The sequence below is a fragment of the Curvibacter sp. GW821-FHT01G03 genome (genome assembly GCF_059422285.1).
In genome coordinates, this window is record NZ_JBWKWP010000004.1 from 174980 (window position 1) to 201023 (window position 26044).

Genomic DNA, 26044 nt, shown 5'->3' on the forward strand with positions numbered 1-26044 from the left:
ATGAGCGAAGCGCTGAAACCCACCCCTGCGGAAGCTGTGTCGGCCAAGGTCCTGGCCATCACCAGCGGCAAAGGCGGCGTCGGCAAGACCTTTGTCGCGGCCAATCTGGCAGCCGCCCTGACCCGTCGTGGCCAGCGTGTGCTGGTGCTGGATGCTGACCTGGGCCTGGCCAATCTTGACGTGGTGCTGAACCTGCATCCCAAGGTCACGCTGCACGACGTGTTCACAGGCAAGGCCACCGTGGACGAGGCCATTGTCAAGGCCCCTGGCGGCTTCAGCGTGTTGCTGGCTGGCTCGGGCATGGTCGAATATTCACGCCTGACACCCGAAGTGCGCGATGAGTTCGTGCGTGTTCTGCGCAGCCTGCTGCCGCGCTTCGACGTGGTGCTGCTGGATACCGGCGCCGGCATTTCCGATGTGGTGCTGTTTGCGGTCTCGCTGGCCGGAGAAGTCTTGCTGGTGGCCACGCCAGAACCCACCTCATTGACCGATGCCTACGCCGCCATCAAGGTGCTGTCGATGCAGCAAAAGCGCCGTCAGGTGCGCATGATCATCAACCAGACCGTGCGTCCTGGTGATGGTCGCGCCATCACCGGACAATTGCAGCAGGTGCTGGACCGTTTCGTGAGCACCGACACCGGCCGGCCGGTGCGGCTGATCCACCTGGGTGACATTCCAGCCGACCCCTCGGTGCGTGATGCCGTGATGCGCCGCCAGTTGCTGTCCATCAACAACCCCAACAGCCCCGCCGCGCTGGCCATTGCTCAACTGGCCAACAAGATCGACGAAACCGTGCTCATCAAGGCCTGATGTCGGGGCCGCTCATCCAGGCCCATCAGCGCTAAAACATATCCAAGACGCCGGGCGCACTGGCGCCCGGCAGGCGTCGTCACTCCTGCATCTTGTCGATGATGACCTGACCAAAACCCGAGCAACTGACCTGCACTGCGCCCTCCATCAGGCGGGCAAAGTCGTAGGTGACCTTTTTGCTCAGGATGGCCTTCTCCAGCGAGCGGATGATGAGGTCTGCGGCTTCTTTCCAGCCCATGTGGCGCAGCATCATCTCGGCCGAGAGGATCTCTGAACCTGGATTCACGTAGTCCTTGCCGGCATAGCGTGGCGCCGTGCCGTGCGTGGCTTCAAACATTGCCACGGTGTCCGACAGATTGGCCCCGGGCGCAATGCCGATGCCCCCCACCTGAGCCGCCACGGCATCCGAGATGTAGTCCCCATTGAGATTGAGTGTGGCCACCACGCTGTACTCGACTGGGCGCAGCAGGATCTGCTGCAGGAACGCATCGGTGATGCTGTCCTTGATCACGATCTGGCCACCCGTCTTGGGGTTGGGCACACGCATCCAAGGGCCCCCATCAATCAACTCGCCACCGAACTCCTTGGCCGCCAGCTCATAGGCCCATTCGCGGAAGCTGCCTTCGGTGAACTTCATGATGTTGCCTTTGTGCACGATGGTCACATTGGGCTTGTTGTTGTCGATGGCGTACTGGATGGCCTTGCGCACCAGGCGCTCGGTGCCCTCTTGCGAGACCGGCTTGATGCCCAGGCCGGAGGTTTCAGGAAAACGGATCTTGGTGATACCGAACTCGTCGTGCAGGAACTTGATCAGGCGCTTGGCCTTGTCGCTGCCGGCCTCGAACTCGATGCCGGCATAGATGTCCTCCGAGTTCTCGCGGAAGATCACCATATTGGTCTTTTCAGGCTCCTTGAGCGGCGAAGGCACACCCTTGAAATACTGGATGGGGCGCAGGCAGACGTAAAGATCCAGCTCCTGGCGCAAGGCCACGTTGAGCGAACGGATCCCACCCCCTACAGGGGTGGTCAACGGCCCTTTGATGGACACCAGGTAGTCGCGCACGACCTCCACGGTTTCCTCAGGCAACCAGACATCCGGGCCATACAGGTGGGTGGCTTTTTCGCCGGCAAACACCTCCATCCAATGGATTTTGCGCTGCCCACCGTAAGCATGAGCCACCGCGGCATCCACCACTTTCAGCATCACTGGCGTGATGTCATGCCCCACGCCGTCGCCTTCAATGAAAGGAATGATCGGGTGATCGGGCACCTTGAGGGTCTGGTCCGCATTGACGGCGATCTTTTCGCCCTGCTCGGGAACCTGGATATGCTGATAACGGGTCATGGACTGACGTCTCCGGTGAGGCTGAACAACTTAGCAAATGAAGTAAAACGCCTGATCTTAGCGCCTGTGCTTGCCACCCATGAGCGCCCCGCTCAAGGCCTTGCACCCAGAGACCGGCATCACCTGGCGACACCGGCTTGGAGCGGCTGCTTCACAACCCCCGGCCAAGGCAAGAGGGCTGTGCAAAGTTGCCCTGCTGCACCGGTCAGCGCTGTCTTTTTAGGCCAAAATGGAACGCTGATGCTGACCGCATTTCTGGGTCGCACCACTGGATCAATCCACCATGAAACTGCCCCGCCGCCACCTGTCCCAGGCTTTGCTGTGTGCACTGCTTTCTTTCTCCGGCCTCACGGCTCATGCACAGGAAGGGCCTCAGCTCAACCTGCCCCGTGTGCAGCTGTCTGCAGGCATGTACCAGATCGATGCCCAGGTCGCCTCGGCACCTGTCGAGCGCCAGATCGGACTGATGAACCGCCCCAACATGCCTCAGCAGGAAGGCATGTTGTTCGTGTTCGAGGTGCCTGCAACACAGTGTTTTTGGATGAAGAACACGCTGCTGCCACTCACCGCCGCCTTTGTGGCCGACGACGGCACAGTGGTGAATCTGGCCGACATGAAGCCCCAGACCACCGAATCCCACTGCAGCAGCAAACCCGTTCGTTTCGTTCTGGAAATGAACCAAGGCTGGTTCCAGAAGCGAGGCTTCAAGGCTGGGCTCAAGCTCAGCGGCCCGCCCTTCGACAAACGTTGATCCGCCAGCCGCAGGCCGGCTCAAGTTGACACCAGCCCAAGAAAAATGCCACCCGAAGGTGGCATTTCAATGAGGGCGCGCGGTAAGCCACGCCCCTGCAGAGGCCGGATGAACTCAGGCGAAATTGGCTTCCGCGAAACCCCAGTTGGCCAGCTTGTCGAGGAAGGTCTCGACAAACTTCGGGCGCAGGTTGCGGTAATCGATGTAGTAGGCGTGCTCCCACACGTCGACCGTCAGCAAAGCCTTGTCAGCGGTGGTCAGGGGCGTGCCTGCGGCACCGGTGTTGACAATGTCAACGCTGCCATCGGCCTTCTTGACCAGCCAGGTCCAGCCCGACCCAAAGTTGCCGACAGCCGACTTGACGAAGGCTTCCTTGAAGGCGGCATAGCTGCCCCACTTGGCATTGATGGCCGTGGCCAGGGCGCCGGTGGGCTCACCGCCACCGTTGGGCTTCATGCAGTTCCAGAAGAAGGTGTGGTTCCAGATCTGGGCTGCATTGTTGTAGATACCGCCGCTGGAGGTCTTGATGATCTCTTCCAGGGTCTTGGTTTCGAATTCGGTCCCCTTTTGCAGGTTGTTCAGGTTCACGACGTAAGCGTTGTGATGCTTGCCGTGGTGAAACTCCAGGGTTTCCTGGGAGTAGTGCGGCGCCAATGCATCGATGGCGTAAGGCAGTGCGGGCAGGGTATGTTCCATGGTTTCCTCGTGTGGTTTATCGTGAAAAAACAGCTTTGCTGGCGCATTGTAGGAACTAATTCGGGTGACCATGCGACAGCCCCCGATCAACCCGCCCATTGGCCCAGGATCAGTCCCCACGGGTGCACAACCCGCGAAGTCCACGGCCCACGGACGACGCGCGAACCGCCCCGGATCAGACCTTGGGCATCACTCAAGCCGTCAAGGCAGCATTGATGCGGTCTGGCGATAGAAAACACCCGATACAGCCCGCAAACACTGGGGTTTCAGCCCCCATTGGCGCCCCTCGGGCCTTTGCAGGCGCCTTGGCATGGGCAAGTACTCCACAAGCGAGGGCGACCGCTGATCGCATACTGCACCCCGCCCAAAGCATCTCCAAAGCCAGCAAACACGTCATAACTCATTGATTTAATTCATTTTTTTATATGCTTATTTTTTAATCAAAGTAGAGAAATGACCGTTTGGCGCCATCTGGAAGGGATTGCGACCGAGTTCCCCACAAAGTTATCCACAGATTTTGTGAGTGACTGAGCCGTCCTCCGAGGCGCATGCCGTTCGTCACTGCAGCCCCCCAAAGCTCCGCCATAATCCGGTGCGGAACCACACCCTCTGGGAGAGACCCTTTGCTTTCGATCATTCAAGCCGCTGGCTGGCCCATCTGGCCCTTGCTGGTCTGCTCCGTGCTGGCGCTGGCGCTCGTTCTGGAGCGTCTGATCAGCTTGCGGCCCTCCCGGATCGCACCGGACAGCCTGCTGGACGAAGCCCTCACCGTCTCGGCCCATGGCCTGCCCTCCAGCGAGGTCGTGCAACAGCTCGAACAGAACTCGGCACTGGGTGAAGTGCTGGCCAGTGGCTTCAAGACCTTGTTGCAGCACCCCCACTGCACCGAAGCCGAGCTGCGCACCGAATTGGAGGGCAGCGGCCGACGTGTGGCGGCCAAACTGGACAAAAACCTCAGTGCCTTGGCCACCATTGCGTCGGCAGCCCCCTTGTTGGGCCTGCTGGGCACCGTGATCGGCATGATCGACATCTTCGGCTCGCAGTCTGCTGGCCCGGGGGCGCTGAGCGGTGGCACCAACCCGGCCCAACTGGCCCACGGGATCTCGGTAGCCCTGTACAACACCGCCTTCGGCCTGATCGTGGCAATCCCCAGCCTGATTTTCTGGCGCTACTTCCGCAGCCGTGCCGACGCCTACCTGCTGACCATGGAACTGGCCGCCGAGCGCCTGCTGCGCCACCTCAACACCCTGCGCAAGTAAGGCCCCATGAACTTTCGCCCACGCCGCCAGGATGAGCCTGAAATCAACCTGATCCCCTTCATCGACGTGTTGCTGGTGGTGCTGATCTTTCTGATGCTTTCCACCACCTACAGCAAGTTCACGGAGTTGCAACTGCGCTTGCCGCAGGCCGATGCCGATGCGCAACGCGACTATCCCCGCGAGCTGATCGTCAGTGTCAGCGCTGACGGCCGCTTTGCCGTCAACAAGGTGCCGGTGCCGGGCAACCCCGACAGCCTGGCCATGGCCATGGCTGAAGCGGCCAAAGGCGGCCGCGACACCGTCGTGGTGATCAGCGCGGATGCCAGCGCCACCCACCAGTCGGTGATCAGTGTGATGGAAGCCGCACGGCGCAGCGGGCTGTCCCAGGTCACCTTTGCCACCCAGTCTCCCCGGGCCGGCAATCGCTGAGCCCTGCTGACAAGCTCGATCCATGACCCGATCCAAGACGGGGCTTTCAACACGCCTGCTGCAGGCCTGGCAGCACCGAGGGCTGGTGGCCTGGGCCTTGTGGCCCCTCTCGCAGGTGCTGGGGGCTTTGGTGGCCCTTCGGCGCATCGCCTACCGGCGCGGCTGGCTGGCCAGTTACCGGGTGCCGGCCGTGGTGATCGTGGTTGGCAACGTGGTGGCCGGCGGTGCAGGCAAGACACCCACCGTGCTGGCCTTGGTGCATGGGTTACGCCAACGCGGACTGGCGGTCGGGGTGGTGTCACGTGGGCACGGTCGTCAAACCGACGATTGCCGCGAGGTCACGGCCACCAGCGAGGCCCATGAAGTGGGGGACGAGCCCCTGTTGATTCAGCGCCGCAGCGGTGCACCGGTCTTTGTGGCACGCCAGCGGGCCCAGGCCGCCCAGGCCTTGTTGCACCGCCACCCCGCGACTCAGGTGATCGTCTGCGACGATGGGCTGCAGCACCTGGCCCTGCAACGGGACATTGAGCTGTGCGTGTTCGATGACCGTGGGGTTGGCAACGGGTTTCTGCAGCCCGCCGGTCCGCTGCGCGAGCCCTGGCCTCGGCCCGTGGACCTGGTCTTGCACACAGGGGATCACCCCGCCTTTGCGGGCTACCGGGCCCATCGACAATTGGCCCCGGTGGCATTCAACGGACACGGCCTGAGCTGCTCGGTCGACAGCTTGCGACAGCGCAACTGGCACGCCGTCGCAGGCATTGCCCATCCGGCACGGTTTTTCAGCATGTTGCAAGACCTGGGACTCCGTGTGCAACAGACCACGGCACTGCCTGATCACCATGACTTCCGCGACGGAATTCCCCACAGCCCGGCCGGACTGGACCTCATCTGCACCGAAAAAGATGCCTACAAGCTGTGGGCCATCCAACCCGACGCCTGGGCCTTGGCACTGCAATTCGAACCCGAGCCGGCATTCTGGGACGACCTGCAGCAGCGACTGGATGCGGCGCTATCATCCAAGCCTTCCCTTCGCACCACCTCTGAACAAACACCCTCTCCGCATGGACAGCAAACTTCTTGAACTGCTGGTCTGCCCCGTGACCAAGGGCCCGCTGACCTACGACAAACAACGCGAGGAACTGGTGTCCCACAGCGCCCGCCTGGCCTACCCGGTTCGCGATGGCATCCCCATTCTTCTGGAAAACGAGGCGCGCGCCCTCAGTGACGAGGAACTGGGCCTGTGAGCTACACGGTTCTGATTCCGGCTCGGCTGGCATCGTCGCGCCTGCCGGACAAACCGCTGGCCGACATCGCAGGCCTGCCGATGGTGGTGCGTGTGGCGCGCAAGGCCCAGCTGAGCCAGGCCGCCACCGTGGTGGTGGCCGCAGACGATGCGCGCATCGTGGCCGCCTGCCAACAGCACGGTGTTCAGGCCATCCTGACCCGGGTCGACCACCCTTCGGGCAGTGATCGCCTGGCCGAAGCCTGTGGCGTGCTGGGCCTGGCTGACGACGAGCTGGTGGTGAATGTCCAGGGCGACGAACCGCTGATCGACCCCGGCCTGATCGACGCCGTGGCCGCGCTGCTGCGCCGGCACCCTGGTGCCAGCATGAGCACGGCTGCGCATGCCATCGAATCATTGGAAGAGTTCACCAACCCGAATGTGGTCAAGGTGGTGCTGGAGGCCTCGGGCCTGGCACTGACCTTCAGCCGGGCACCAATCCCCTGGTCACGAGACATGGCCGGGCAGGCTTGGTGGCGCAGCCCGGTTGCGGCCGGGCTCAAGCCCTTGCGCCACATCGGCATTTACGGCTATCGCGTCGGCTTTCTGCGCGCTTTCCCCAAGCTGCCTCAAGCGCCCATCGAAGTGGTGGAATCGCTCGAACAAATGCGGGCCGTGTGGCACGGACACCGCATTGCGGTTCACCTGAGCGAGCAGGCCCCAGGGCCCGGCGTCGACACCCCTGAAGACTTGGCACGTGTGCGAGCGCATTTCAGCGGGCTCTCGGCCTGAATCTGCGCGCACCCCGGGCAATCGGGGACCCTGCGCTTTGTCACAAGCGTAAGGATGGCGCAGGCCTGCCCATGCTATCCTCTGGACCAAATGAGCACTGCATCTGCCTTGGCCCACCGGGGTCAACTTGTGCGCAGCCAGTGGTGCCGGCCGATTTGACACTATCCGAGGACTTCCATGAGACTGATTCTGCTGGGCGCGCCAGGCGCGGGTAAAGGCACGCAAGCCACCTTCATTTGCCAAAAGTACGGCATCCCCCAGATTTCAACAGGCGACATGCTGCGTGCAGCGGTCAAGGCCGGCACACCCCTGGGCCTGCAAGCCAAGAGCGTGATGGAGTCTGGCGGCCTGGTGAGCGATGAGTTGATCATCAACCTCGTCAAGGAACGCATTGCCCAGGCCGACTGCGCCAATGGTTTCCTGTTCGACGGCTTTCCCCGCACCATCCCTCAAGCCGATGCCATGAAGGCAGCCGGCGTCAAGCTTGACTACGTGCTCGAAATCGATGTGCCCTTTGAAGCCATCATCGAGCGCATGAGCGGCCGTCGTTCACACCCGGCTTCGGGTCGCACCTACCACGTCAAGTTCAACCCGCCCAAGACCGAAGGCCTGGACGACCTCACCGGTGAACCGCTGATCCAGCGCGACGACGACAAGGAAGAAACGGTCAAGAAGCGCCTGGAGGTCTACAGCGCACAGACCCGCCCCCTGGTGGACTACTACGGAAACTGGGCCAAGGACGATGCCGCAGCAGCCCCCAAGTACCGCGCCATCAGCGGCATGGGTTCGGTCGACGAGATCACGACTCGCGCACTGCAAGCCCTGGCCAGCTGAGCCCGGCTCAGACGGCCGGCCAGAAGCCACCTGCGGGTGGCTTTTTTGCGCCCGGAAAGAGCGCCGTCACCCTTCGCCAAACCAGTAACTCAAGCCAGCAACTGCAACAGCAAGGCCACTCGGGCCTTGACCGGGTTCAGCCCAGGCACCACGGGCCAGCCACCGGCCTCCGTGACCAACACCGGGCCAAAGGCGCAGCGAGAGCTGCGAACGACAGCCACACCGGTTGCTGCCGCCCGCTGCAGGGCTTGATCCAGGCCCTGATTCAGGGTGCCATTGCCGGTTGCAGCAATCACCAAGCCCCGCACACCCTGGGCCACCAAGGCATCGACCTCTCGGCCTTGCGCTCCGGCATGGCTGTAAAGCACCGAAACCCAAGGCCAATCGGCCGCAGGCAGCGCCAAACAGGCCGCTGCCAACGCGGCAGACCGGGCACCCGCCCCGCCCGAAGGAGCCGTTCGCAACCAGTTCACCTGGCCCTCATACAGGCGAGCACAAGGACCGACGTCACCCGAACTGAATGCATCCGGCTGATAGGTGTGAACTTTCTGCACCACACTGGCTTCGTGGACCAGGCCTGCACACACCACCAGAACCCCCGCTGCCCGCGGGTCGCGAGCCACCGCCACGGCATCCACCAGATTCTGCGGACCATCCGGCGCCAACGCAGTCGCCGGCCGCATGGAACAGGTCAGCACAACGGGCTTGGCACAGTGGCCCAGGGTGGCGCCGAGGAAATAGGCGGTCTCTTCGAGCGTATCGGTGCCATGGGTGATGACCACGCCTTGCACAGCGGGATCGGCCAGCCAATGCAGGACACGCTCCAGCAGCACCTGCCACGTCGGGTGGTCCATGTCCTTGCTGTCGAGCTGAGCCACCTGCTCGCATTGCACGGTGACGCCCTGCGCCAAAGGCAGCCCCGCCAGCAGATCCGCCACCCCGCGTTGCGCAGCACGGTAGCCGATGTTGTCATCGGGCCTTCCCGCTTCGCCCGCGATTGTGCCTCCGGTCCCCAATACAACAAGGTGCGAAGAAGTCGTGATGTTGGCTTGCATTTCAGAAAAAACTGGTCAAAAATACAGTTACTGGATATTAAAACAGCCCTCAGGAGCCGCCACCATGGACATGCCCAAGCTCACCGCACGACAGCAACAGATTCTGGAACTGATCCAGAGCGCCATCGGCCTCACCGGTGCTCCGCCAACCCGGGCTGAAATCGCATCCGAGTTGGGCTTCAAATCTGCCAATGCGGCTGAAGAACACCTGCAAGCGCTGGCACGCAAAGGGGTCATTGAACTGGTCAGCGGTACTTCTCGCGGCATCCGGCTGCGTGGCGAAACCTTGCGCCAACTGAATCAAAGCCGCGACCCTCAATTCTCCTTGCCCCTGCCCGGCCTGAGCCAATTGGCACTGCCCCTGATCGGACGAGTCGCCGCAGGCTCACCGATTCTCGCCCAAGAGCACGTGGATCAAACCTATTACGTGGAAAACAGCCTGTTCCAGCACAAGCCCGACTACCTTCTGAAGGTGCGCGGCATGTCGATGCGTGACGCGGGCATCATGGATGGCGACCTGCTGGCAGTGCAATCCACCCGTGAAGCCAAGAACGGTCAGATCATCGTGGCCCGCCTCGGTGAAGAGGTCACGGTCAAGCGCCTGCGCAAGACACCGCAGCACATCGAACTGATCGCCGAAAACCCGGACTACGCCCCCATCATCGTCCAGCCGGGTGACCCTTTCGAGATCGAAGGGCTGGCTGTTGGCTTGATCCGAAACACGATGCTGATGTAAAGCGGCTGGCCTGCGCAGGTGGCGGGCGTTTGAGGCAAGGTGTCCTTGTCGAAACCCTGCGCTGGCTCCATCTTTCAATCCTGCCTGTGTTCAACCCCTGAATCGAACTGGAGTTTCACATGGGAAAGGCATTCACCACTGCCGTGCGTTGGCTCGCGCCTCTGAGCGCCATCTTGGCCCCTCGACGCACCCACAATGCAGGCTTGAATGACGCCAATCTGGGCGCGCAAGCCTCCAAGCGGATGACATCGGGTTGCGAAGCACCTCCCCCCATCCCACAGGCATCCCAGGATCTGGTCGGCATCGCCCTCGAACAGGCGGTGGCCACGGTGCCGGTGGATGCACGAGCCGACCGCATGGACCGTGGGCCCGCTGCGACAGCCCCCCAGGTGCACTCGGGCCCCTCGTCCTCCAGCCTGCGCCCCCTTCGTGTGTTGCGGATCCGGGAAAGCTGCCCCAACCCCCGACAGGCTGGTCGACTGGTGATTTCCGGACGCATGGCCGATGTGTGTGCCGAGCTGGAGCGCTTGGCTGCCGCCCATCCCGGATTGGTGCATTGACAACGATCGGCTCTCCCCCGGGCTGAATCCGGCATACCCCAGTCGGCCCGCCTTGGGGCCCAAAGAAGCGCGCATCTTGCCCCAAGACTTCGGGCCTCGCGATTCATCATCTATCGCAATGTCCTACGCTGAAGCGGGCAAATGCCTGCATTCACCCAAACCGGTTCCATGATCCATCCCCTCCAGGCCCGATGCCCACCCCAGGCAGGGCACAATCAGGGGATGAACATTGTGATTCTGGACGACTACCAAGACGCAGTGCGCAAACTCAATTGCGCAGCACGCCTGGACCCCTTTTCCGCCAAGGTTTACACCAACACGGTGAAAGGCCTTGGGCAGCTGTCCGTGCGGCTCAAGGATGCGGAAGTCATTGTGCTGATTCGGGAGCGGACCCACATCACCCGTCAACTGATCGAAAAACTCCCCAAACTCAGGCTGATTTCACAGACGGGACGGGTGGGCAGTCACATCGATGTTGGCGCCTGCACCGAAAAAGGCATTGCGGTGGCCGAAGGCGTTGGCTCGCCTGTTGCCCCTGCTGAATTGACCTGGGCCCTGATCATGACCAGCATGAGGCGGCTGCCTCAATACATCGCCAACCTCAAGCATGGCGCATGGCAACAATCGGGTCTGAAATCTGCCTCCATGCCGCCCAACTTCGGGTTGGGCAACGTGCTGCGGGGCAAGACCCTGGGCATCTGGGGGTACGGCAAGGTGGGTCAGCTGGTCGCCAGCTATGGCGCTGCATTCGGCATGAATGTGCGCGTCTGGGGGCGCGAGGCATCTCGGGCCCAGGCTTTGTCCGATGGCTACCAGGCGGCCAACAGCCGCGAGGAGTTTTTCGAGCAGTGCGATGTGTTGAGCCTGCACCTGCGCCTGAACGATGACACCCGTGGCATTGTGACCCTCGAAGACTTGTCACGCATGAAATCCAGTTCGCTGATCGTCAATACATCACGAGCCGAGTTGCTGGAGCCCGACGCCCTGATCGCCGCGCTGAACCGGGGCCGTCCCGGCATGGCTGCGGTGGATGTGTTTGAAAGCGAGCCCATTTTGCAGGGACATGCCCTGCTTCGCTTGGAAAACTGCGTTTGTACACCCCACATCGGTTATGTGGAACTCGACAGTTATGAGCTGTACTTTGGTGCGGCATTCGACAATCTGGTCAACTACATCCGCGGTACGCCCACCAACATCGTCAATCCTGGGGCGCTGCAGGTGCGGCGCTGATCGGACAGCCAGCGGTTCGACGGGGGGCTCTTGGATGCACCCCGGCTGGGCCACAGGGTCTTGCCTGGAGCGGCCACTGCGCCGCTTCAAAGTTTGTTGGATTTCGAAATCGACTTGGCAAGATCGGCCTCGAACAAGTCGAAATCAATCAGATTGCTGTCTTCGATGACTGTTGATTCCACTGGCATGGTCGCGGGCAGGCGATCCAGTTCGGCAAGCGCAGTCCCGTCAAGCGTGAAGTCCAAGGGAGAGTCCAACGGCGAGTCAAGCGGCGAATCAAAAGGAGAATCCAGCGGCGAGCTCAACTCTGCCGTTCGAGCGACTGCGCTGCCCGCTTTGCCAAGCTCTTCGACGCGCACCTCAGTCGGCGCCCTGGGCGGCGCCAGAGCCGCCTCCATGTCGCTGAGGTCCAGGTCGAGGTTCATCAAGCTGTCAGGGCCTGAAGACTGGGTGGAAGGGCCAAAACCCGAGATGGGATCTACAGGCATGAATTCCGCCGGAATCTGCCCAGGCGCCGCACCGAATTGAGAGTCGCGCACGGTCTGGAACGCTGTCGACAAGTCGCCAGACTGCAGGCGCGGACTGCTGACACCCGAGGCCCCATCACTTCGCGCTTCCTGATCCAGTTGACGAGCCACGGACTGCAGCACGAGCAGGTCTTTGAAAGCATCCAGGTCAAAGAACTCGCCGATCGAGACGGCGTGCGCATGAAAGACGGCGTCCTCCACCGCCACCAAAGCCCCGGGGCTGCCCCACACCTTTTCCAGATAGGAAAGGGTGCGAGGGTAGGCCTCCAGGCCCTTGCCCGCCTTGGAGAAAGCACTGAAGGGCGGCACTTCGGCACTGAAGATCTGATTGAAACGCTCACGCAACCGGGCGTACTCCCCGGTGTGACTGAGTGTGTGGTGAATCTTGAGCAGATCGAGGTAAGCCAGTGGGGTGCTTTCTGGATACTGATCAATATAGGTTTGCAGAACGCCGATGGCTTCGTCGTATTGGCCGAGCGAAACGAAAAATTCAGCGTGCTGTTGCACATCAAACAGATCCAACGGCAGCTTGGAGCCCCCACCGGGCACTGGCACACCCACCAAATCTGTGGAGCCAGCGGGACGCAACTCCGATTTCAAGAAATCTGTGGGTGACGCCGCCGTCGCCTTGCCCATGCTCTCCAACCGTTGGAAGGCCGACTCACTCAAGTCCAGGTCGACATGAACGCCGGACATCGATGGCAGGAATGGCGGCTTGGCCACATCTGCCATGACTGGTCTGGCAGCCCCAGCCACCGGGGCTGGAGACGCCACGGCAGGCACCGGCTCCGGCAGCACCGACGCACCCGCCTCGGCCCCTTGATTCGACTTGAGCCCCGTCTGCCACCAGGGCGCCTTACCCTTTCGAGAGGCTTTGGCAACCACCCCACTCGCTCGTGGCACGCCACCGCCTCGCTTCAGACGCAGGCCGGCATAAGCCCCAGCGCCGATCAGCAAAAGCACCAACCCACCCAGCCCGTACACCACGGGATTGGCGTAGCGCTCATCTTCCGCCTCTGCCAGACGACTCTTCAACTCGTTCAGTTGGGCCTGAGCCTGCCTGTCCACCGACTTGAGACGCTTGTTCTCGGCCTCCAATCGCGCGCGATCATCCGTGTCTGAAAGAATCTGCTCCAGCGATCGATTCAGCGAGGCCCATGCAGCCAGGGCCTGCGCACGCTGCGGCGAAGCCCCCTCTTGCGGCACCATGCTGAGCATGGGCGAAGGCTTCAAGCCGACGACGCGCTCGACCGAATCCGCAGGAGAATCCAATTTGAGGCGAGCCTTGGCCACCGGAGGCGCCGCGGCCACCTTCCCAGCAGACGGCTTGGCAGGCTCGTGGCGCGCTGCCCGCACGACACGCTCCCCGGTCTTGCCCGCTGCTGTATCGCGGACGCCACGGGCCTCGCTTGGCACCAATTGGGCGGGTATCGCGATAGCGTCGGAGGCTTTGGGCTGCGGCACGGGCGAGGCCGTGGCTGGGGACGCACCCACCGAAGCCGCCGCACGAGGATCCTGCGGCAGCTCGGTCAACAACACATAGCGGCGGGTGACCTGTTGATCACAGTTCGCCGTCAAAGTCACAGTGACCACGGGCTCGTCAACAGGGACATTGGATCGAAGGCGCACCACACGCTCGCCGGCACTGCCAGAAATCGCCAGCGTCACACGGGAGCCATCAATGCGGGTATCACCTTGGGCCAGTTGGGCACGCAGGCAACCAGCATCGACATCCTCGCCGGATTCGAGTTTCAATTCAAAGGCCAGCGAAAGCGCCTGCCCCAGCACAGCGTTGCCGCGCACGCCCCCCAGACTGAGAGCAAAACTGCTACCAGCCAGCGCCAACAAAGGCACCCCGACGAAAATATTACGTATTTTCACAATTTCGTGTTTGCTTTATCGCAGATTCTGGCACAAGGCTTCTAGTCCCCAAGCAAGGGATAATTCATTCATGAAAATAATTTACCAAAGCGTTGCAATCGTGGGCAGTGGCGCCATGGGACGAGGCATTGCACAGATTGCAGCCCAGGCTGGCAGTCAAGTGTATTTGTTCGATGCCAAACAAGGTGCGGCCAGTTCTGCCCGTCAAGAAATCAACAGCCAATGGGAAAAGCTGTCGGCCAAGGGCCGTATCAGCCCGGACCAACTGCAGCAATATCAGGGCCAGTTGCACGTGGCTGAAAGCCTGTCGGCATTGGCTGGCTGTCAGTTGGTCGTCGAAGCCATCGTCGAAAACCTCGAAGCCAAACGCGCCCTGTTTCGAGACCTGGAGTCCGTGGTGAGCGCCGAGTGCGTGCTCGCCAGCAACACATCCTCTCTCTCGATCACGGCAATTGCAGCCGCCTGCGCCCGGCCTGAGCGGGTGGCTGGCTACCACTTCTTCAACCCTGTTCCGCTGATGAAAGTGGTTGAAGTGATTGCAGGGCTGGCCACGGCGCAGCCCACCTGCACGGCACTCAGCGACTACGCGCGCCAGATGGGGCACACCCCAGTGACCGCTCAAGACACCCCTGGCTTCATCGTCAACCATGCCGGCCGCGGCTACGGCACCGAGGCCCTGCGCATCGTGTCGGAAGGTGTGGCTGATTTCGCCACCATTGACCGCATTCTGAAAGACCAGGTCGGGTTCAAGTTGGGCCCATTTGAATTGCTGGACCTCACGGCCCTCGACGTCTCGCATCCGGTGATGGAGTCGATCTACCGCCAATATTACGAAGAGGCACGCTACCGCCCCAGCGTCATCACCGCACAGCGGCTCGCGGGCGGCATGCTGGGTCGCAAGACTGGCCAGGGGTTTTACCGCTACGAAGGCCAACAGGCGCAGTGGCCGCCAGAGCCCCCCGTGCCCCAGGTTCCAGAGATGCCCCCCGTGTGGGTTTCGAGTCGCGCCGCGCGCCGGGCCGAGTTGTACCAACTGCTCAAGGACCTGGGTGCTGCGATCGAAACCGGCACGTCACCCTCTCCCCAGGCACTCACCCTGGTGGCCCCGCTGGGCTTCGACGTGACCACGGTGGCCGTGGTGGAGCGCCTGGACCCAAGCCGCACCGTGGGCATCGACATGCTGGTGGACGATGCCAGCACCAAGCGCCGGGTATTGGCCACCAACCCGGCCACTCGAGCCGATATGCGCGATGCAGCGCATGCGCTGTTCGCTCGTGACGGCAAGGCGGTGAGCGTGATTCGCGACAGTGGCGGTTTTGTCACCCAACGGGTGGTCGCCACCATCATCAACATCGCCACGGACATCTGCCAGCAAGGCATCTGCAGCCCACGCGACCTGGAACTGGCCGTCACACTGGGTCTGGGTTACCCCATGGGCCCGCTCGCCATGGGGGACCGCTATGGCCCCACCAATGTGCTGGAGGTGCTTTTCAACATGCAGACCGTGTACGGCGATCAGCGCTACCGGCCCAGCCCCTGGCTGCGACGCCGCGGCGCCATCGGCCTGAGCTTGAGCCACGTCGAACACTGAGCCCTCGAACGCCACAACACCACTGAACCATGCCCGCCGAACTGCAAAGCACCAGCCAGGGTCAGACCCTGATCCTGACCCTGCACAACCCCGAGTTCCGCAACGCACTGGGGCCAGAGATGTATGCGGCCGGTGTCGAAGCCCTCAATGTGGCCGAGCGCAGCTCGGACGTGCGCTCAGTGGTCATCACGGGGTCTGGGCCCTGGTTCTGTGCCGGGGGCAATCTGCAGCGCCTGCAGGCCAACCGCCTACAGGCACCGGCCGTGCAGGCCGATAGCATCGAAGGCTTGCACACCTGGATAGAGGCCATCCGACTCTTCCCAAAGCCGATCCTCGCGGCCGTCGAAGGAGCCGCAGCAGGCGCCGGTTTTTCATTGGCCCTGGCCTGTGATTTCGTGCTGGCGGCGCGCGACGCCCAGTTTGTGATGGCCTACAGCACGATTGGCCTTTCGCCCGACGGCGGCGGCAGCTGGAGCCTCGCCCGGGCCTTGCCGCGGCAACTTGTCACGGAGTTGCTGATGTTCGGCAACCGCATCTCAGCCAGCGCACTTCACCAACATGGCCTGGTGAACCATGTCAGCGAACCAGGCCAGGCGCTGCAGGATGCGCTTCAATGGGCCGAGCGCCTCAACGCACGTGCCCCCAATGCACTGGCCAGCATCAAAGACCTGATCAACGAGGCCGGTCAAGACACATTGACCCACCATCTCGACCTCGAACGCGACCACTTTGTCCGCAACCTGCACCACGTCAATGCGGGCATTGGCATTGAGGCCTTTCTGAACAAGACCACGCCGCGTTACTGATTGCAAGGTTACTGATCGCAAGATTACTGATCGCCACGCGGCCTGGCACGACGTGACTGATCAGCCTTGACTGATGGCGCCGCCAACGGCCTTGCGCCTGAGCCTGCGCCTGGGCCTGCACTCGCCACGCGTGATCACCCCTGGGCCTGGCGAGCCAACGCAGTCCACCGCCCACACCGTCCACACTGACCGCCCCGCCGGCGCAGCCAGACGGTGGTTCACGCCCGCACGAAAGCCGGGATTCGCGAACCGGATCGGATGAGGCAAGCAAGCCGTCCTGAATGCCCCGTCCGCTCAGACACGCAGGTGACAACCCTGTGGGATCACGCCGGTCCCAGACGCGACAATGAACCTGTTTTCAGTCACGCAAAAGACAGGCCATGGACGACCCGATTCTTAATATCGAAGAACGTGAAGCGATCAACTCCGGTCGCTGGTTCTCATCCCTTTCACCCTCACTCCGGCACGACATACTCCGATGCGCATACGTGAAGCGATACCGCGACGGCGAGCTGATTGCAGCACGGGGCGACCCACCGGAAGAGTGGATTGCCTGTGCCAAGGGCGCGGTGCGAGTGAGCTCCACCTCGATCTCGGGCAAGCAGATCACGCTGACCTATGTCGAGCCCGGGATCTGGTTTGGCGACGTGGCCATCTTCGACGGCGATCGGCGCACCCACGATGCCTACGCGCATGGAGACACCACCATCCTGTGTGTGGCCAAGGCCGACTTCAAGAAGATCCTGGCCATGCACGTCGAGCTCTACGAAGCCATGCTGAGACTGCATGCGCGGCGCATTCGGCAATTGTTCGGCCTAGTGGAAGACCTCAACACCCTGCCCTTGCGTGCGCGTCTGGCCAAGCAACTGGTGCACCTGGTTCGCAGCTACGGTGTGCCCAGCCTGTCGGACGGTCGCGAAATGCGCATCAGCCTGCATCTGGCCCAGGAAGAGTTGGCCCAGTTGCTGGGGGCCTCGCGTCAGCGCGTCAACCAGGAACTGAAAGCCATGGAGCGCGAAGACGCGATCCGCATCGAACCAGGAGGCTTGATCGTGCGTGACCGCGATGCGTTGATGCGCATCGCCGACAGCGACCTCTGATTCAGCCACCCTGCCCCTGAAACCCAAAGAGACAAACACCAGCCCATGAGCAACTACGAACACTTTGTCGGCACGCGCCCCGTGACAGAACAGCATGCCATCGACACTGCGGCCCTGTCGCAATGGTTGAGCCAGCACCTGCCCGGTTTTGAAGGCCCGCTGAGCGTCGAGATGTTCAAGGGCGGGCAGTCCAACCCCACCTACAAACTGGTCACGCCCAAGCGCTCCTATGTGATGCGCGCCAAGCCGGGCCCGGTGGCCAAGTTGCTGCCCTCGGCGCATGCCATCGAACGCGAATTCGCCGTGATGACGGGCTTGGCCGGCACCGACGTGCCGGTGGCGCAGATGCACTGCCTCTGCGAAGACGAATCCATCATCGGCCGCGCCTTCTACGTCATGGAATTTGTCGATGGCCGCGTGATGTGGGACCAGTCTCTGCCCGGCATGACGCCTGCGCAGCGCCGCGACATCTACCTGGAAATGAACCGCGTGATCGCGGCCTTGCACACGGTCAAGTTTGCCGACCGCGGCCTGGCCGGCTATGGCAAGCCAGGCAACTATTTCGAGCGCCAGATCGGCCGCTGGAGCAAACAATACGTCGCCTCCATCACCCAACCCATCCCCGAGATGGACCAGTTGATGGCCTGGCTGCCCGCCAACATCCCGGCCGCGGCCCGGGATGAGCGCATGGTGTCCATCGTGCATGGCGACTACCGGCTCGACAACTTGATGTTCCACCCCACCGAGCCACGCGTTCTGGCCGTGCTTGACTGGGAGCTCTCCACCCTGGGCCATCCCTTGGCCGACTTCAGCTACCACTGCATGGCCTGGCACATCCCGCCCGGCTCGTTCCGCGGCATTGGAGGGCTGGACGTTCAAAGCCTGGGTATTCCGACCGAAGACGAATACATCCGCCTCTACTGCGAGCGCACCGGCATCACCACCCCCGAAGCACTCAAGGCCGACTGGAACTTCTACCTGGCCTACAACCTGTTCCGCATCGCAGCCATCCTGCAGGGCATCGCCAAGCGCGTGGAGACCGGCACCGCCTCCAGCGCCCAGGCCGTCAGTTCGGCAGCCGGGGCCCGCCCCCTGGCCCAGATGGCATGGCAATTTGCGCAACGTGCAGGCGGCTGAAGCCTCTCGCCCCCGCAGACACGGCCACCCCATTTTTTCGTTCTTTCCACAAGAAGCCCCCGGCACAGCGCCAATCAATCCAACAGGAGAAGCACATGGACTTTGACTATTCACCGAAAACCAAGGAACTCCAGGCACGGCTGAAGCAGTTCATGGCCGAGTACATTTACCCGTCCGAGGGCGCTTACCACGCCGAACTGGAAGCCAACACGGCCGCGGGCAAGCGCTGGTCAGCGCTGAAGACCATCGAAGACCTCAAGCCCAAAGCCCAGGCGGCTGGTCTGTGGAACCTGTTCCTGCCCGTCGACACGGCGGACGCCTCGGGCTACAAGGGCGCCGGCCTCACCAACCAGGAATACGCACCGCTGGCCGAAATCATGGGTGCGGTGCCCTGGGCCAGCGAAGTGTTCAACTGCTCTGCCCCCGACACAGGCAACATGGAAACCATTGCCCGTTACGGCTCGTCAGAGATCCGCGAGCGCTGGCTCAAGCCGCTGCTCGAAGGCAAGATCCGCTCTGCCTTTGCCATGACAGAACCCGATGTCGCCTCCAGTGACGCGACCAACATCGAAACCCGCATTGAACGCCAGGGCGACGAGTACGTCATCAATGGCCGCAAATGGTGGATTTCAGGGGCTGCCGATCCGCGCTGCGCCGTCTTCATCACCATGGGCAAAACCGATCCGGAAGCTCCCCGCCACTCTCAGCAGAGCATGGTGGTCGTGCCAGCCGACGCGCCCGGCATCAAGATCCTGCGTCCGCTCAATGTGTTCGGCTACGACGATGCCCCGCACGGCCACGTCGAGATGACGTTTGAGAACGTGCGTGTACCAGTGGGCAACATCCTGCTGGGTGAAGGCCGCGGCTTCGAGATCGCCCAGGGCCGCCTTGGCCCCGGACGCATCCACCACTGCATGCGCCTGATCGGCCTGGCCGAGCGCGCACTTGAGCTGATGTGCCGCCGTGCCTCGGCCCGCACCGCCTTCGGCAAGACCGTGGCGCAACAGACCGTGACCCAGGAGCGCATCGCCGAAGCCCGCTGCAAGATCGACATGGCGCGCCTGCTCACGCTGAAGGCAGCCTGGATGATGGACGTGGCCGGCAACAAGGTGGCCAAGACCGAAATTGCCATGATCAAGGTCGTGGCCCCCAGCATGGCCTGCCAGGTCATCGACTGGGCCATGCAGGTGCATGGCGGCGGCGGCATGTGCGACGACTTCCCGCTCGCCTACGCTTACGCAGGGGCACGTACCCTGCGCTTCGCAGACGGTCCGGACGAGGTGCACCGCAACGCCATCGCCAAGCTTGAACTGGGCAAGTACGCCGCCCGCCCTGTCGAAGTTGAAATGCCGATCACACGAGGCTGCTGAGCCCGAAACCGGCAAAGACCTGCGCCCGGTTGGCAGCCAACTGGGCCAGTTCCAATGTGCGTGACAACTGCTGCACATGGGGGCGATCATGCTCGGTGCGCAGGTACAGACAACCGCGCGTCAGCATCATGACCAAAGGGACAGAGCGCTCATCCGTCCCCTCCCAGGCCAGCAAGCCCGCCGTGAGGGGCCCCTCCAGCCAGCACTGGGCCTCCTCCCGACGATCGCCGAGCACGGCGTAGCGTGCCCAGAGCTCTGGCGCCATGGTGGTCCACCCGAGCTCGCCAAACAGTGCCAGCCATCGGCTTTCTTCGTGCAACTTCAGCTTTCCTGTCGTTCGCACCTTGTCGGTGTAACCCTCGTAAGCCTGCTGCTCAAGACGGGTTTTCAACCATCGGCTCATCACCATCAAAGACAAGCTGTCCGGCAGATCCAGATTCATGCGCAGACGCAATTCATGGCCACGCAGATAGTCACGCCTGGGCGGCATGCTCTCCATGCGCAAGGCCATTCCGCTGAGACGCCCGGTCCAGATCAGGCGGTCCTCGCTGCGGAGGGCCTCGAAAGCCAGGCCTTCACGCTTGGCCCAAGCCCCCAGGGCAGCGGAATGATCGGGCTTCAAGAACTTTGACAGGCGCTCCAGCATGGCAACTCAAATTCACTGAAAGATGAATTATTTGCCAGAAGTTGATCTGCCTGAAGCATCCAGCGAACCGCTGCCGCAACAAAGACACGGAACTCGGCACTGAATCGCGCCCGGGTTACCCCCCCTCAGGAGTTGGACACGTGCGGGTGGAAATGGAGACCGGCGCCCGGCTCTCCAATCACGCTGCCAACCTCGGCGAGAGCGACGTAGAACTGGACGCCGCACGATGGACCCTGGGCCCAAAGCGTTGACAACCAGGCCAAGGCCCCCCTTTATTGCAGCCACAAAGTCACACCTGTTCAATAACATGGTGCAGACATCGCAGCCACGCGTCTCCAACTGCCCACTACTTGAGCTTTTGCCGGCCAATTGCCAATGCTTCATCTCTCCGTTGACTTGCCAACCGTGCTGCTGTTGCAGGTGTCGTCGTTACTGGCAGGCGCCATGGGCCTATTCAATTTGCGCAGCCGCAGCCAACGCCACCCTGGACTCGGTTTTCTTGCATCCTGCTTTCTGTTGCTGGGCGCCGGCGGTGTTATCGCGGCCATGGGCGAACTCAATGTCTTGCCTCACGCGCTATGGACTCACCTCTCCCTGGCAATCGGTTGCGGGGGATACGCACTGATGTGGCTGGGGGCATCTGAATTGAGCGGCGGCCCCTGGCGTCGTTATCAACGGCTGGTGGCGTCAACTCCGGTGGGATGGATCCTTATCGGCCTGATCACCCAGTTTCCGCTGACCAACACACCGCGCGCGGCGGCATTTCATTTCAATGCCAGCTTCTTCCTGATCGGGTCAGCCGTCATCATCTGGCGAGACCGTCATACCGATCCGCTGCGTTCCAGATGGCTGCTGAGCTTGACCATGCTGAGCAGTGGCGTTGTCTATGGCGTGATGGCCGTGGGCATGCTTAGCCACGGGGCCGAAGAGCTGCCGATCGCAGAGGCATTTTTTCTGCAGATCATTTTCAATTTTTGCATCGTCTTGTGGATCATGTCCCTTGTGAACGAGCGCACTGAGTCCAAGCTCCGCCACGCCACAGAAACCGACGAACTCACTGGTGTAGGCAATCGGCGTTTCCTGACAAGTCGTCTGCCTGAATTGGCACATGTGGGATGGGCCCTCGCGGTGCTTGATTTGGACCATTTCAAGCGGATCAATGACGCTCATGGTCACGACGTCGGGGATCGTGTTCTGGCGTCCTCGGCAGCCGTGCTCAAAGCTGAGCTGCGTGACTGCGACACGCTGGTTCGCCTTGGTGGTGAAGAATTCGCGGTTGTCCTGCCTGAAGTCAGCAAGGACAACGCCCTCGCTGTCGCCGAACGCCTTCGCCGCGCAGTCGCGGCACAAACAATCGAGACAGGTGCAGCGGGCCATTGCACGGTGACTGCCAGCATCGGGTTGGTCTGGGTCGACACACACGGCCAGCCTTGGAGCCATTGGCTCAATCTAGCCGACCTCGCCTGCTACGAAGCGAAGCATCGTCAACGCAACTGCGTCGTTTTGCATGCAGCATGAGCTTGCCCCCCCTGGGGGCCGGCGCGTGCAACTCGATCTTCATTTTTGCTGCGCCACCCACCGGCGATTCCCGTACCGCAGGGGCTCATCTCGCCCAATGTCGCATCGAGCCGGGAAGGGCTCTGGAGCCCTGTTCAGTCCAGAATCACCTGCCGTCCTTGTTCTCTGGTCGCGAAGCTTGATTTCCATGCAAAGCGAACCCATCGCCGATGGCGACCCTCTCCACTCGCCAAGGGAGGGCCGAGGCCAAGACGCAGGCGCCAGGGGGAGCAGAGTGCGGCCGACCTCTTGGGGCACGCCAGCGTGTTCACGACGAGGCGACACCACCTGCGTCGAGGCAAGATCGTGGGCCCGACCAAGTAGCAAATCGTGCCAGTTTCAAGGGCATAATCCGGTGCGCGCCGGAACTCTTTCCGATGCGCGTCGGAATGCGCTACAACAAACATAGCGCGAAACGCAGCATTCATGCGACTGCCCGTAGCTCAGTTGGATAGAGCAACAGCCTTCTAAGCTGTGGGTCACAGGTTCGATTCCTGTCGGGCAGGCCAATCATCCAAAGACCAGGCCAACGGGTTCAGGCTTTGAGCCTCGACGCGGCGTGTGCACCAGGCCAGTGCGAAGTCTCGCAGCGGCGGCCGCCTTACATTTCTTATCAAAGAGACACTTGAAGTTGGCGCCTGGCGGACCAGAATGACGCATGGACTCATCAGATGCTCAGTTGCGCCAATTGCGTCTGGCCGTGCACGATGCGCTCGCCGGGCTGGACGAATTGATCTTGCTGCTCAAGATTGCCCAACGCACGCCCGAAGCCCAGGAGGCCGAAGCCCTTACCCGCCAGGCACTCGCCTTGACTCTGTCTGACGGCCGTCAAAAAAATAATAAAACATAATCAATTCAGTATTGAATTAACAGCCTGTCCCTCTGCAACGGGCGGTCTTTACTGAACTTTCGCCTGCCTCAAAAATTTCTCAAAAAAACTGTCAACCAAGTCTGCGGGCCTTTCGTTGTAGCTCCATCCACGGAGATTTCAAATGAATTCCAGCTTCGCCAAACAACCTGTCAACGCCTGGCCCCACGACGATCGCGATCGCAAGCGCAGCCCTCAGCGTTGACCCCTGGCCAGGGGAGCCCTCTTCCCCCAATGGCCCAATCCCCACGACACCTCCCAAAAGCGCCTTGATAGGCGCTTTTTGTCGTTGATTCATTGACCTTGCTGCACTGCAACAGCGTCTTCCCGCAACCATCGCTCACCGGCATTCGCGATGGCTGCCGCCCCCAAGCGCGAGGGCTGGGGTGTCCCCGCTCCGTCACGCCCCTGATGTAGGAATTGCTACATTGACGCAAAATGCCGGGATGCAACTCAACTTCATCGCCAACGCATCGGTGCCCAGTTCTTCGGGCAAAACCCTGCCAGTGATCGATCCCTCGGACGGGCAGGTCTTTGATCATCTTCAGCGCAGCAACGCCCAGGACATCGACGACGCCGTCCGGGCCGCACGCCAGTGTTACGACACGGTCTGGGGCAAGCTGAGTGCCGCTGAACGTGGCCGCCTGCTGATGCGCCTGTCGGTCAAGGTGGGAGAACATGCCGATGAACTGGCAGCCCTGGAACAACGCGATTGCGGCAAGCCTACCAAGCAGGCACGGGCCGATGCCCTGGCCCTGGTGCGCTATTTCGAGTTCTACGCCGGCGCAGCCGACAAGTTTCACGGCGAAACCATTCCCTACCAAGATGGTTACAGCGTGCTCACCTGGCGTGAGCCACACGGCGTGACCGGCCACGTGATTCCCTGGAACTACCCGATGCAGATCTTTGGCCGCAGCGTGGGCGGTGCTCTGGCGGCGGGCAATGTGTGCGTGGTCAAGCCGGCCGAAGACGCTTGTCTGTCGCTGATCCGGGTGGCCCAATTGGCCGCCGAGGTGGGGTTTCCGGCCGGCGCTCTGAACATCGTCACGGGCTACGGCCACGAGGTGGGTGACGCCCTGGCGCGCCACCCGGGTATCGACCACATCAGCTTCACAGGCAGTCCCAAGGTGGGCACGCTGATCCAGCAGGTGGCCGCCGAGCGCCATTGCCCGGTCACCCTGGAACTGGGCGGCAAGAGCCCTCAGATCATTTTTGAAGATGCCGACCTGGACGCCGCCGTGCCGGTGATCATCAATGCGATCATTCAGAACGCGGGTCAGACCTGCTCGGCGGGCTCGCGCGTGCTGATCCAGGACAGCATCTACGAGCCCCTGCTGGAACGCCTGGGCCACGCCTTTGAGGCCCTGCGCGTGGGTCCGGCCCACCTGGATCTGGATGTCGGTCCCTTGATTCGCCAGACCCAGCAGCAGCGGGTCTGGGATTTTCTGTCCGATGCCCAGGTGGCCGGCATCTCGATGGTGGCCCAGGGCCGGGTGGTTGAAGAAGCACCTGAAACCGGCTACTACCAGGCCCCCACCCTGTTGCGTGATGTGCCGGTGGATCACCGCCTGGCCCAGGAAGAGGTCTTCGGCCCCGTGCTGGCCGCCATGCGCTTTCGCGATGAAGACCATGCCGTGGAACTGGCCAACGCCACCCACTTCGGGCTGGTGGCCGGGGTCTGGACACGCGATGGCGGGCGCCAGTTCCGCATGGCCAAGCGCCTGCGCTGTGGCCAGGTGTTCATCAACAACTATGGTGCCGGCGGAGGTGTCGAGCTGCCCTTCGGCGGGGTCAAGTCCTCGGGTTACGGCCGTGAAAAAGGCTTCGAGGCCCTCTATGGCTTCACCACCCTGAAGACCGTCGCCATTCGCCACGGTTAAGGCCCCCTCAGTTCATTTCATCTCAGGTTTTCTTCGCCCAGCGGCGGTAGACCGGCCCATCCGGCCGATCCCGCCGCAGCAGCCCCCTCTGGAGACTTTTCATGCGTGTGAATCAAAAATCGATCATCGTGACAGGCGCCGGCAACGGCATCGGTGAAGGCATTGCCAAGCGCCTGGCCGCTGAAGGCGCCCGAGTGCTGGTCAACGACATCAACGAGGCCGGCGGCCAACGGGTGGTGGCCGAAATCACCGCTGCAGGCGGCACCGCCGCATTCTTCAAGGCGGACGTCACACGCTCGGACGAGGTCAAGGCCCTGGTGGACGAAGCAGTTCGCCTCTACGGCAAGCTGGACGCCATGGTGAACAACGCCGGCTGGACCCACCGCAATCGCCCCGCCCTGGAAGTGACTGAGGAAGAATTCGACCGCTGCTTCTCCATCAACGTGAAGAGCATCTACCTGGCCACCTTGCACGCCACGCCTGTGTTCCGCGCCCATGGGGGTGGCAGCTTCATCAACATCGCCTCGACCGCGGGTGTGCGTCCCCGCCCAGGGCTGACCTGGTACAACGGCTCCAAGGGTGCCGTCATCACCATCAGCAAGTCGCTCGCCGCGGAGTTGGGGCCGGACAACATCCGGGTGAACTGCATCAACCCCGTGTTCAACCCCGATACCGGGCTGGCCGCCGAATTCGCCGGTGGCCCGGTCGATGACGCCCGGCGCGCCAAATTTCTGGCCACCATCCCGCTGGGCCGGTTCTCGACGGCACTCGACGTCGCCAACGCCGCCCTGTACCTGGCCTCGGACGACGCTGCATTCATCTCCGGCGTCTGTATCGAAGTGGACGGCGCCCGCTGCGTCTGATCTGCCAGCCGGCCCAACCGGCCTCATGGATTTCCCCCATGAGGCCCGTCGGGGCTCTGCTTCTGGTGTACCGTTGCGCGCATGACCGGGGTGCTTGAT

At 62.2% G+C, this 26044-nt stretch carries 25 protein-coding genes and 1 tRNA gene; 21 read left to right on the forward strand and 5 right to left on the reverse strand.

Annotated features, from left to right (window positions below; genetic code table 11):
• Positions 1–810 carry a MinD/ParA family protein gene (locus AC07VS_RS06830; protein WP_492346408.1) on the forward strand — a complete coding sequence of 270 codons (810 nt, stop codon included), beginning with the start codon at positions 1–3 and terminating at the stop codon, positions 808–810.
• A 79-nt stretch (positions 811–889) separates the two neighbouring features.
• Here AC07VS_RS06830 and icd read toward each other — a convergent pair whose 3' ends face one another.
• Complete coding sequence (icd, locus tag AC07VS_RS06835; RefSeq protein ID WP_494750551.1) at positions 890–2155, reverse strand: NADP-dependent isocitrate dehydrogenase; 1266 nt, start codon at positions 2153–2155, stop codon at positions 890–892.
• 283 nt (positions 2156–2438) lie between these two features.
• On the opposite strand from icd, the gene AC07VS_RS06840 reads away from it, so the two are divergent.
• Positions 2439–2906 carry a DUF192 domain-containing protein gene (locus AC07VS_RS06840; protein ID WP_494657353.1) on the forward strand — a complete coding sequence of 156 codons (468 nt, stop codon included), beginning with the start codon at positions 2439–2441 and terminating at the stop codon, positions 2904–2906.
• A 114-nt stretch (positions 2907–3020) separates the two neighbouring features.
• Here the strand turns inward: AC07VS_RS06840 and AC07VS_RS06845 are convergent, their stop codons facing one another.
• Positions 3021–3602, reverse strand: coding sequence for a Fe-Mn family superoxide dismutase (locus AC07VS_RS06845; RefSeq protein WP_492346405.1), 582 nt, complete (start codon positions 3600–3602; stop codon positions 3021–3023).
• A gap of 623 nt (positions 3603–4225) precedes the next feature.
• Between AC07VS_RS06845 and AC07VS_RS06850 the strand changes: the two genes are divergently transcribed.
• From AC07VS_RS06850 to adk, 6 genes are all read left to right on the forward strand, one after another.
• Positions 4226–4861, forward strand: a complete 636-nt coding sequence (locus AC07VS_RS06850) for a MotA/TolQ/ExbB proton channel family protein (RefSeq protein ID WP_492346404.1) — start codon at positions 4226–4228, stop codon at positions 4859–4861.
• A gap of 6 nt (positions 4862–4867) precedes the next feature.
• Positions 4868–5290, forward strand: a complete 423-nt coding sequence (locus AC07VS_RS06855) for an ExbD/TolR family protein (RefSeq protein ID WP_492346403.1) — start codon at positions 4868–4870, stop codon at positions 5288–5290.
• 22 nt (positions 5291–5312) lie between these two features.
• On the forward strand, positions 5313–6371 hold the full coding sequence (lpxK, locus tag AC07VS_RS06860) for a tetraacyldisaccharide 4'-kinase (RefSeq protein WP_494750552.1): 1059 nt from the start codon (positions 5313–5315) through the stop codon (positions 6369–6371).
• Complete coding sequence (locus tag AC07VS_RS06865) at positions 6352–6534, forward strand: Trm112 family protein (protein ID WP_492346401.1); 183 nt, start codon at positions 6352–6354, stop codon at positions 6532–6534. The genes lpxK and AC07VS_RS06865 overlap by 20 nt, the downstream gene beginning before the upstream one ends.
• On the forward strand, positions 6531–7304 hold the full coding sequence (gene kdsB / locus AC07VS_RS06870) for a 3-deoxy-manno-octulosonate cytidylyltransferase (RefSeq protein WP_494750553.1): 774 nt from the start codon (positions 6531–6533) through the stop codon (positions 7302–7304). The genes AC07VS_RS06865 and kdsB overlap by 4 nt, the downstream gene beginning before the upstream one ends.
• A 177-nt stretch (positions 7305–7481) precedes the next feature.
• The gene (gene adk, locus AC07VS_RS06875; protein ID WP_492346399.1) at positions 7482–8138 is read left to right on the forward strand and encodes an adenylate kinase; all 657 of its coding nucleotides are present in this window, start codon (positions 7482–7484) and stop codon (positions 8136–8138) included.
• A gap of 89 nt (positions 8139–8227) precedes the next feature.
• On the opposite strand, the gene AC07VS_RS06880 is transcribed toward adk, so the two are convergent.
• Positions 8228–9193, reverse strand: a complete 966-nt coding sequence (locus tag AC07VS_RS06880; RefSeq protein WP_494750554.1) for an asparaginase — start codon at positions 9191–9193, stop codon at positions 8228–8230.
• A gap of 64 nt (positions 9194–9257) precedes the next feature.
• Here AC07VS_RS06880 and lexA point away from each other — a divergent pair, with 64 nt between their 5' ends.
• From lexA to AC07VS_RS06895, 3 genes are all read left to right on the forward strand, one after another.
• On the forward strand, positions 9258–9929 hold the full coding sequence (lexA, locus tag AC07VS_RS06885; RefSeq protein WP_494750555.1) for a transcriptional repressor LexA: 672 nt from the start codon (positions 9258–9260) through the stop codon (positions 9927–9929).
• A 119-nt stretch (positions 9930–10048) separates the two neighbouring features.
• A complete protein-coding gene (locus AC07VS_RS06890) occupies positions 10049–10489 on the forward strand; it encodes a hypothetical protein (protein ID WP_494750556.1) in 441 nt (146 codons plus the stop codon).
• Between the two features lie 222 nt (positions 10490–10711).
• A complete protein-coding gene (locus AC07VS_RS06895) occupies positions 10712–11719 on the forward strand; it encodes a D-2-hydroxyacid dehydrogenase family protein (protein WP_492346395.1) in 1008 nt (335 codons plus the stop codon).
• 86 nt (positions 11720–11805) lie between these two features.
• Here AC07VS_RS06895 and AC07VS_RS06900 read toward each other — a convergent pair whose 3' ends face one another.
• A complete protein-coding gene (locus tag AC07VS_RS06900; RefSeq protein ID WP_494750557.1) occupies positions 11806–14127 on the reverse strand; it encodes a type IV pilus assembly protein FimV in 2322 nt (773 codons plus the stop codon).
• Between the two features lie 70 nt (positions 14128–14197).
• On the opposite strand from AC07VS_RS06900, the gene AC07VS_RS06905 reads away from it, so the two are divergent.
• The 5 genes from AC07VS_RS06905 to AC07VS_RS06925 all read left to right on the forward strand — a co-directional run bounded on the left by AC07VS_RS06905 (position 14198) and on the right by AC07VS_RS06925 (position 20131).
• On the forward strand, positions 14198–15718 hold the full coding sequence (locus tag AC07VS_RS06905) for a 3-hydroxyacyl-CoA dehydrogenase (protein ID WP_494750558.1): 1521 nt from the start codon (positions 14198–14200) through the stop codon (positions 15716–15718).
• A gap of 29 nt (positions 15719–15747) precedes the next feature.
• Positions 15748–16524 (forward strand): oxepin-CoA hydrolase, alternative type, encoded by a 777-nt coding sequence (locus tag AC07VS_RS06910; RefSeq protein ID WP_494750559.1) that lies wholly within the window; start codon positions 15748–15750, stop codon positions 16522–16524.
• A 380-nt stretch (positions 16525–16904) separates the two neighbouring features.
• Positions 16905–17624, forward strand: a complete 720-nt coding sequence (locus AC07VS_RS06915) for a Crp/Fnr family transcriptional regulator (RefSeq protein ID WP_027478639.1) — start codon at positions 16905–16907, stop codon at positions 17622–17624.
• Between the two features lie 45 nt (positions 17625–17669).
• Positions 17670–18761, forward strand: coding sequence for a phosphotransferase family protein (locus AC07VS_RS06920; RefSeq protein WP_494657281.1), 1092 nt, complete (start codon positions 17670–17672; stop codon positions 18759–18761).
• A 95-nt stretch (positions 18762–18856) separates the two neighbouring features.
• Entirely contained in the window at positions 18857–20131 is a 1275-nt protein-coding gene (locus AC07VS_RS06925) for an acyl-CoA dehydrogenase family protein (RefSeq protein ID WP_492346390.1), read from the forward strand.
• Here AC07VS_RS06925 and AC07VS_RS06930 read toward each other — a convergent pair.
• Complete coding sequence (locus AC07VS_RS06930; protein ID WP_494750560.1) at positions 20115–20777, reverse strand: hypothetical protein; 663 nt, start codon at positions 20775–20777, stop codon at positions 20115–20117. The genes AC07VS_RS06925 and AC07VS_RS06930 overlap by 17 nt on opposite strands.
• Positions 20778–21152: 375 nt before the next feature.
• On the opposite strand from AC07VS_RS06930, the gene AC07VS_RS06935 reads away from it, so the two are divergent.
• The 5 genes from AC07VS_RS06935 (at position 21153) to AC07VS_RS06955 (ending at position 25945) form a co-directional block, all read left to right on the forward strand.
• Positions 21153–22295: a GGDEF domain-containing protein gene (locus tag AC07VS_RS06935; protein ID WP_494750561.1), complete on the forward strand. Its 1143-nt coding sequence runs from the start codon at positions 21153–21155 to the stop codon at positions 22293–22295.
• Between the two features lie 471 nt (positions 22296–22766).
• Positions 22767–22843: transfer RNA gene (locus AC07VS_RS06940), tRNA-Arg, on the forward strand.
• Positions 22844–22992: 149 nt separating this feature from the next.
• Complete coding sequence (locus tag AC07VS_RS06945; protein ID WP_494657453.1) at positions 22993–23184, forward strand: hypothetical protein; 192 nt, start codon at positions 22993–22995, stop codon at positions 23182–23184.
• 464 nt (positions 23185–23648) lie between these two features.
• On the forward strand, positions 23649–25082 hold the full coding sequence (locus tag AC07VS_RS06950; RefSeq protein ID WP_494750562.1) for an aldehyde dehydrogenase family protein: 1434 nt from the start codon (positions 23649–23651) through the stop codon (positions 25080–25082).
• 101 nt (positions 25083–25183) lie between these two features.
• Entirely contained in the window at positions 25184–25945 is a 762-nt protein-coding gene (locus AC07VS_RS06955; protein ID WP_494750563.1) for an SDR family oxidoreductase, read from the forward strand.
• The last annotated feature ends 99 nt before the right edge of the window (positions 25946–26044 follow it).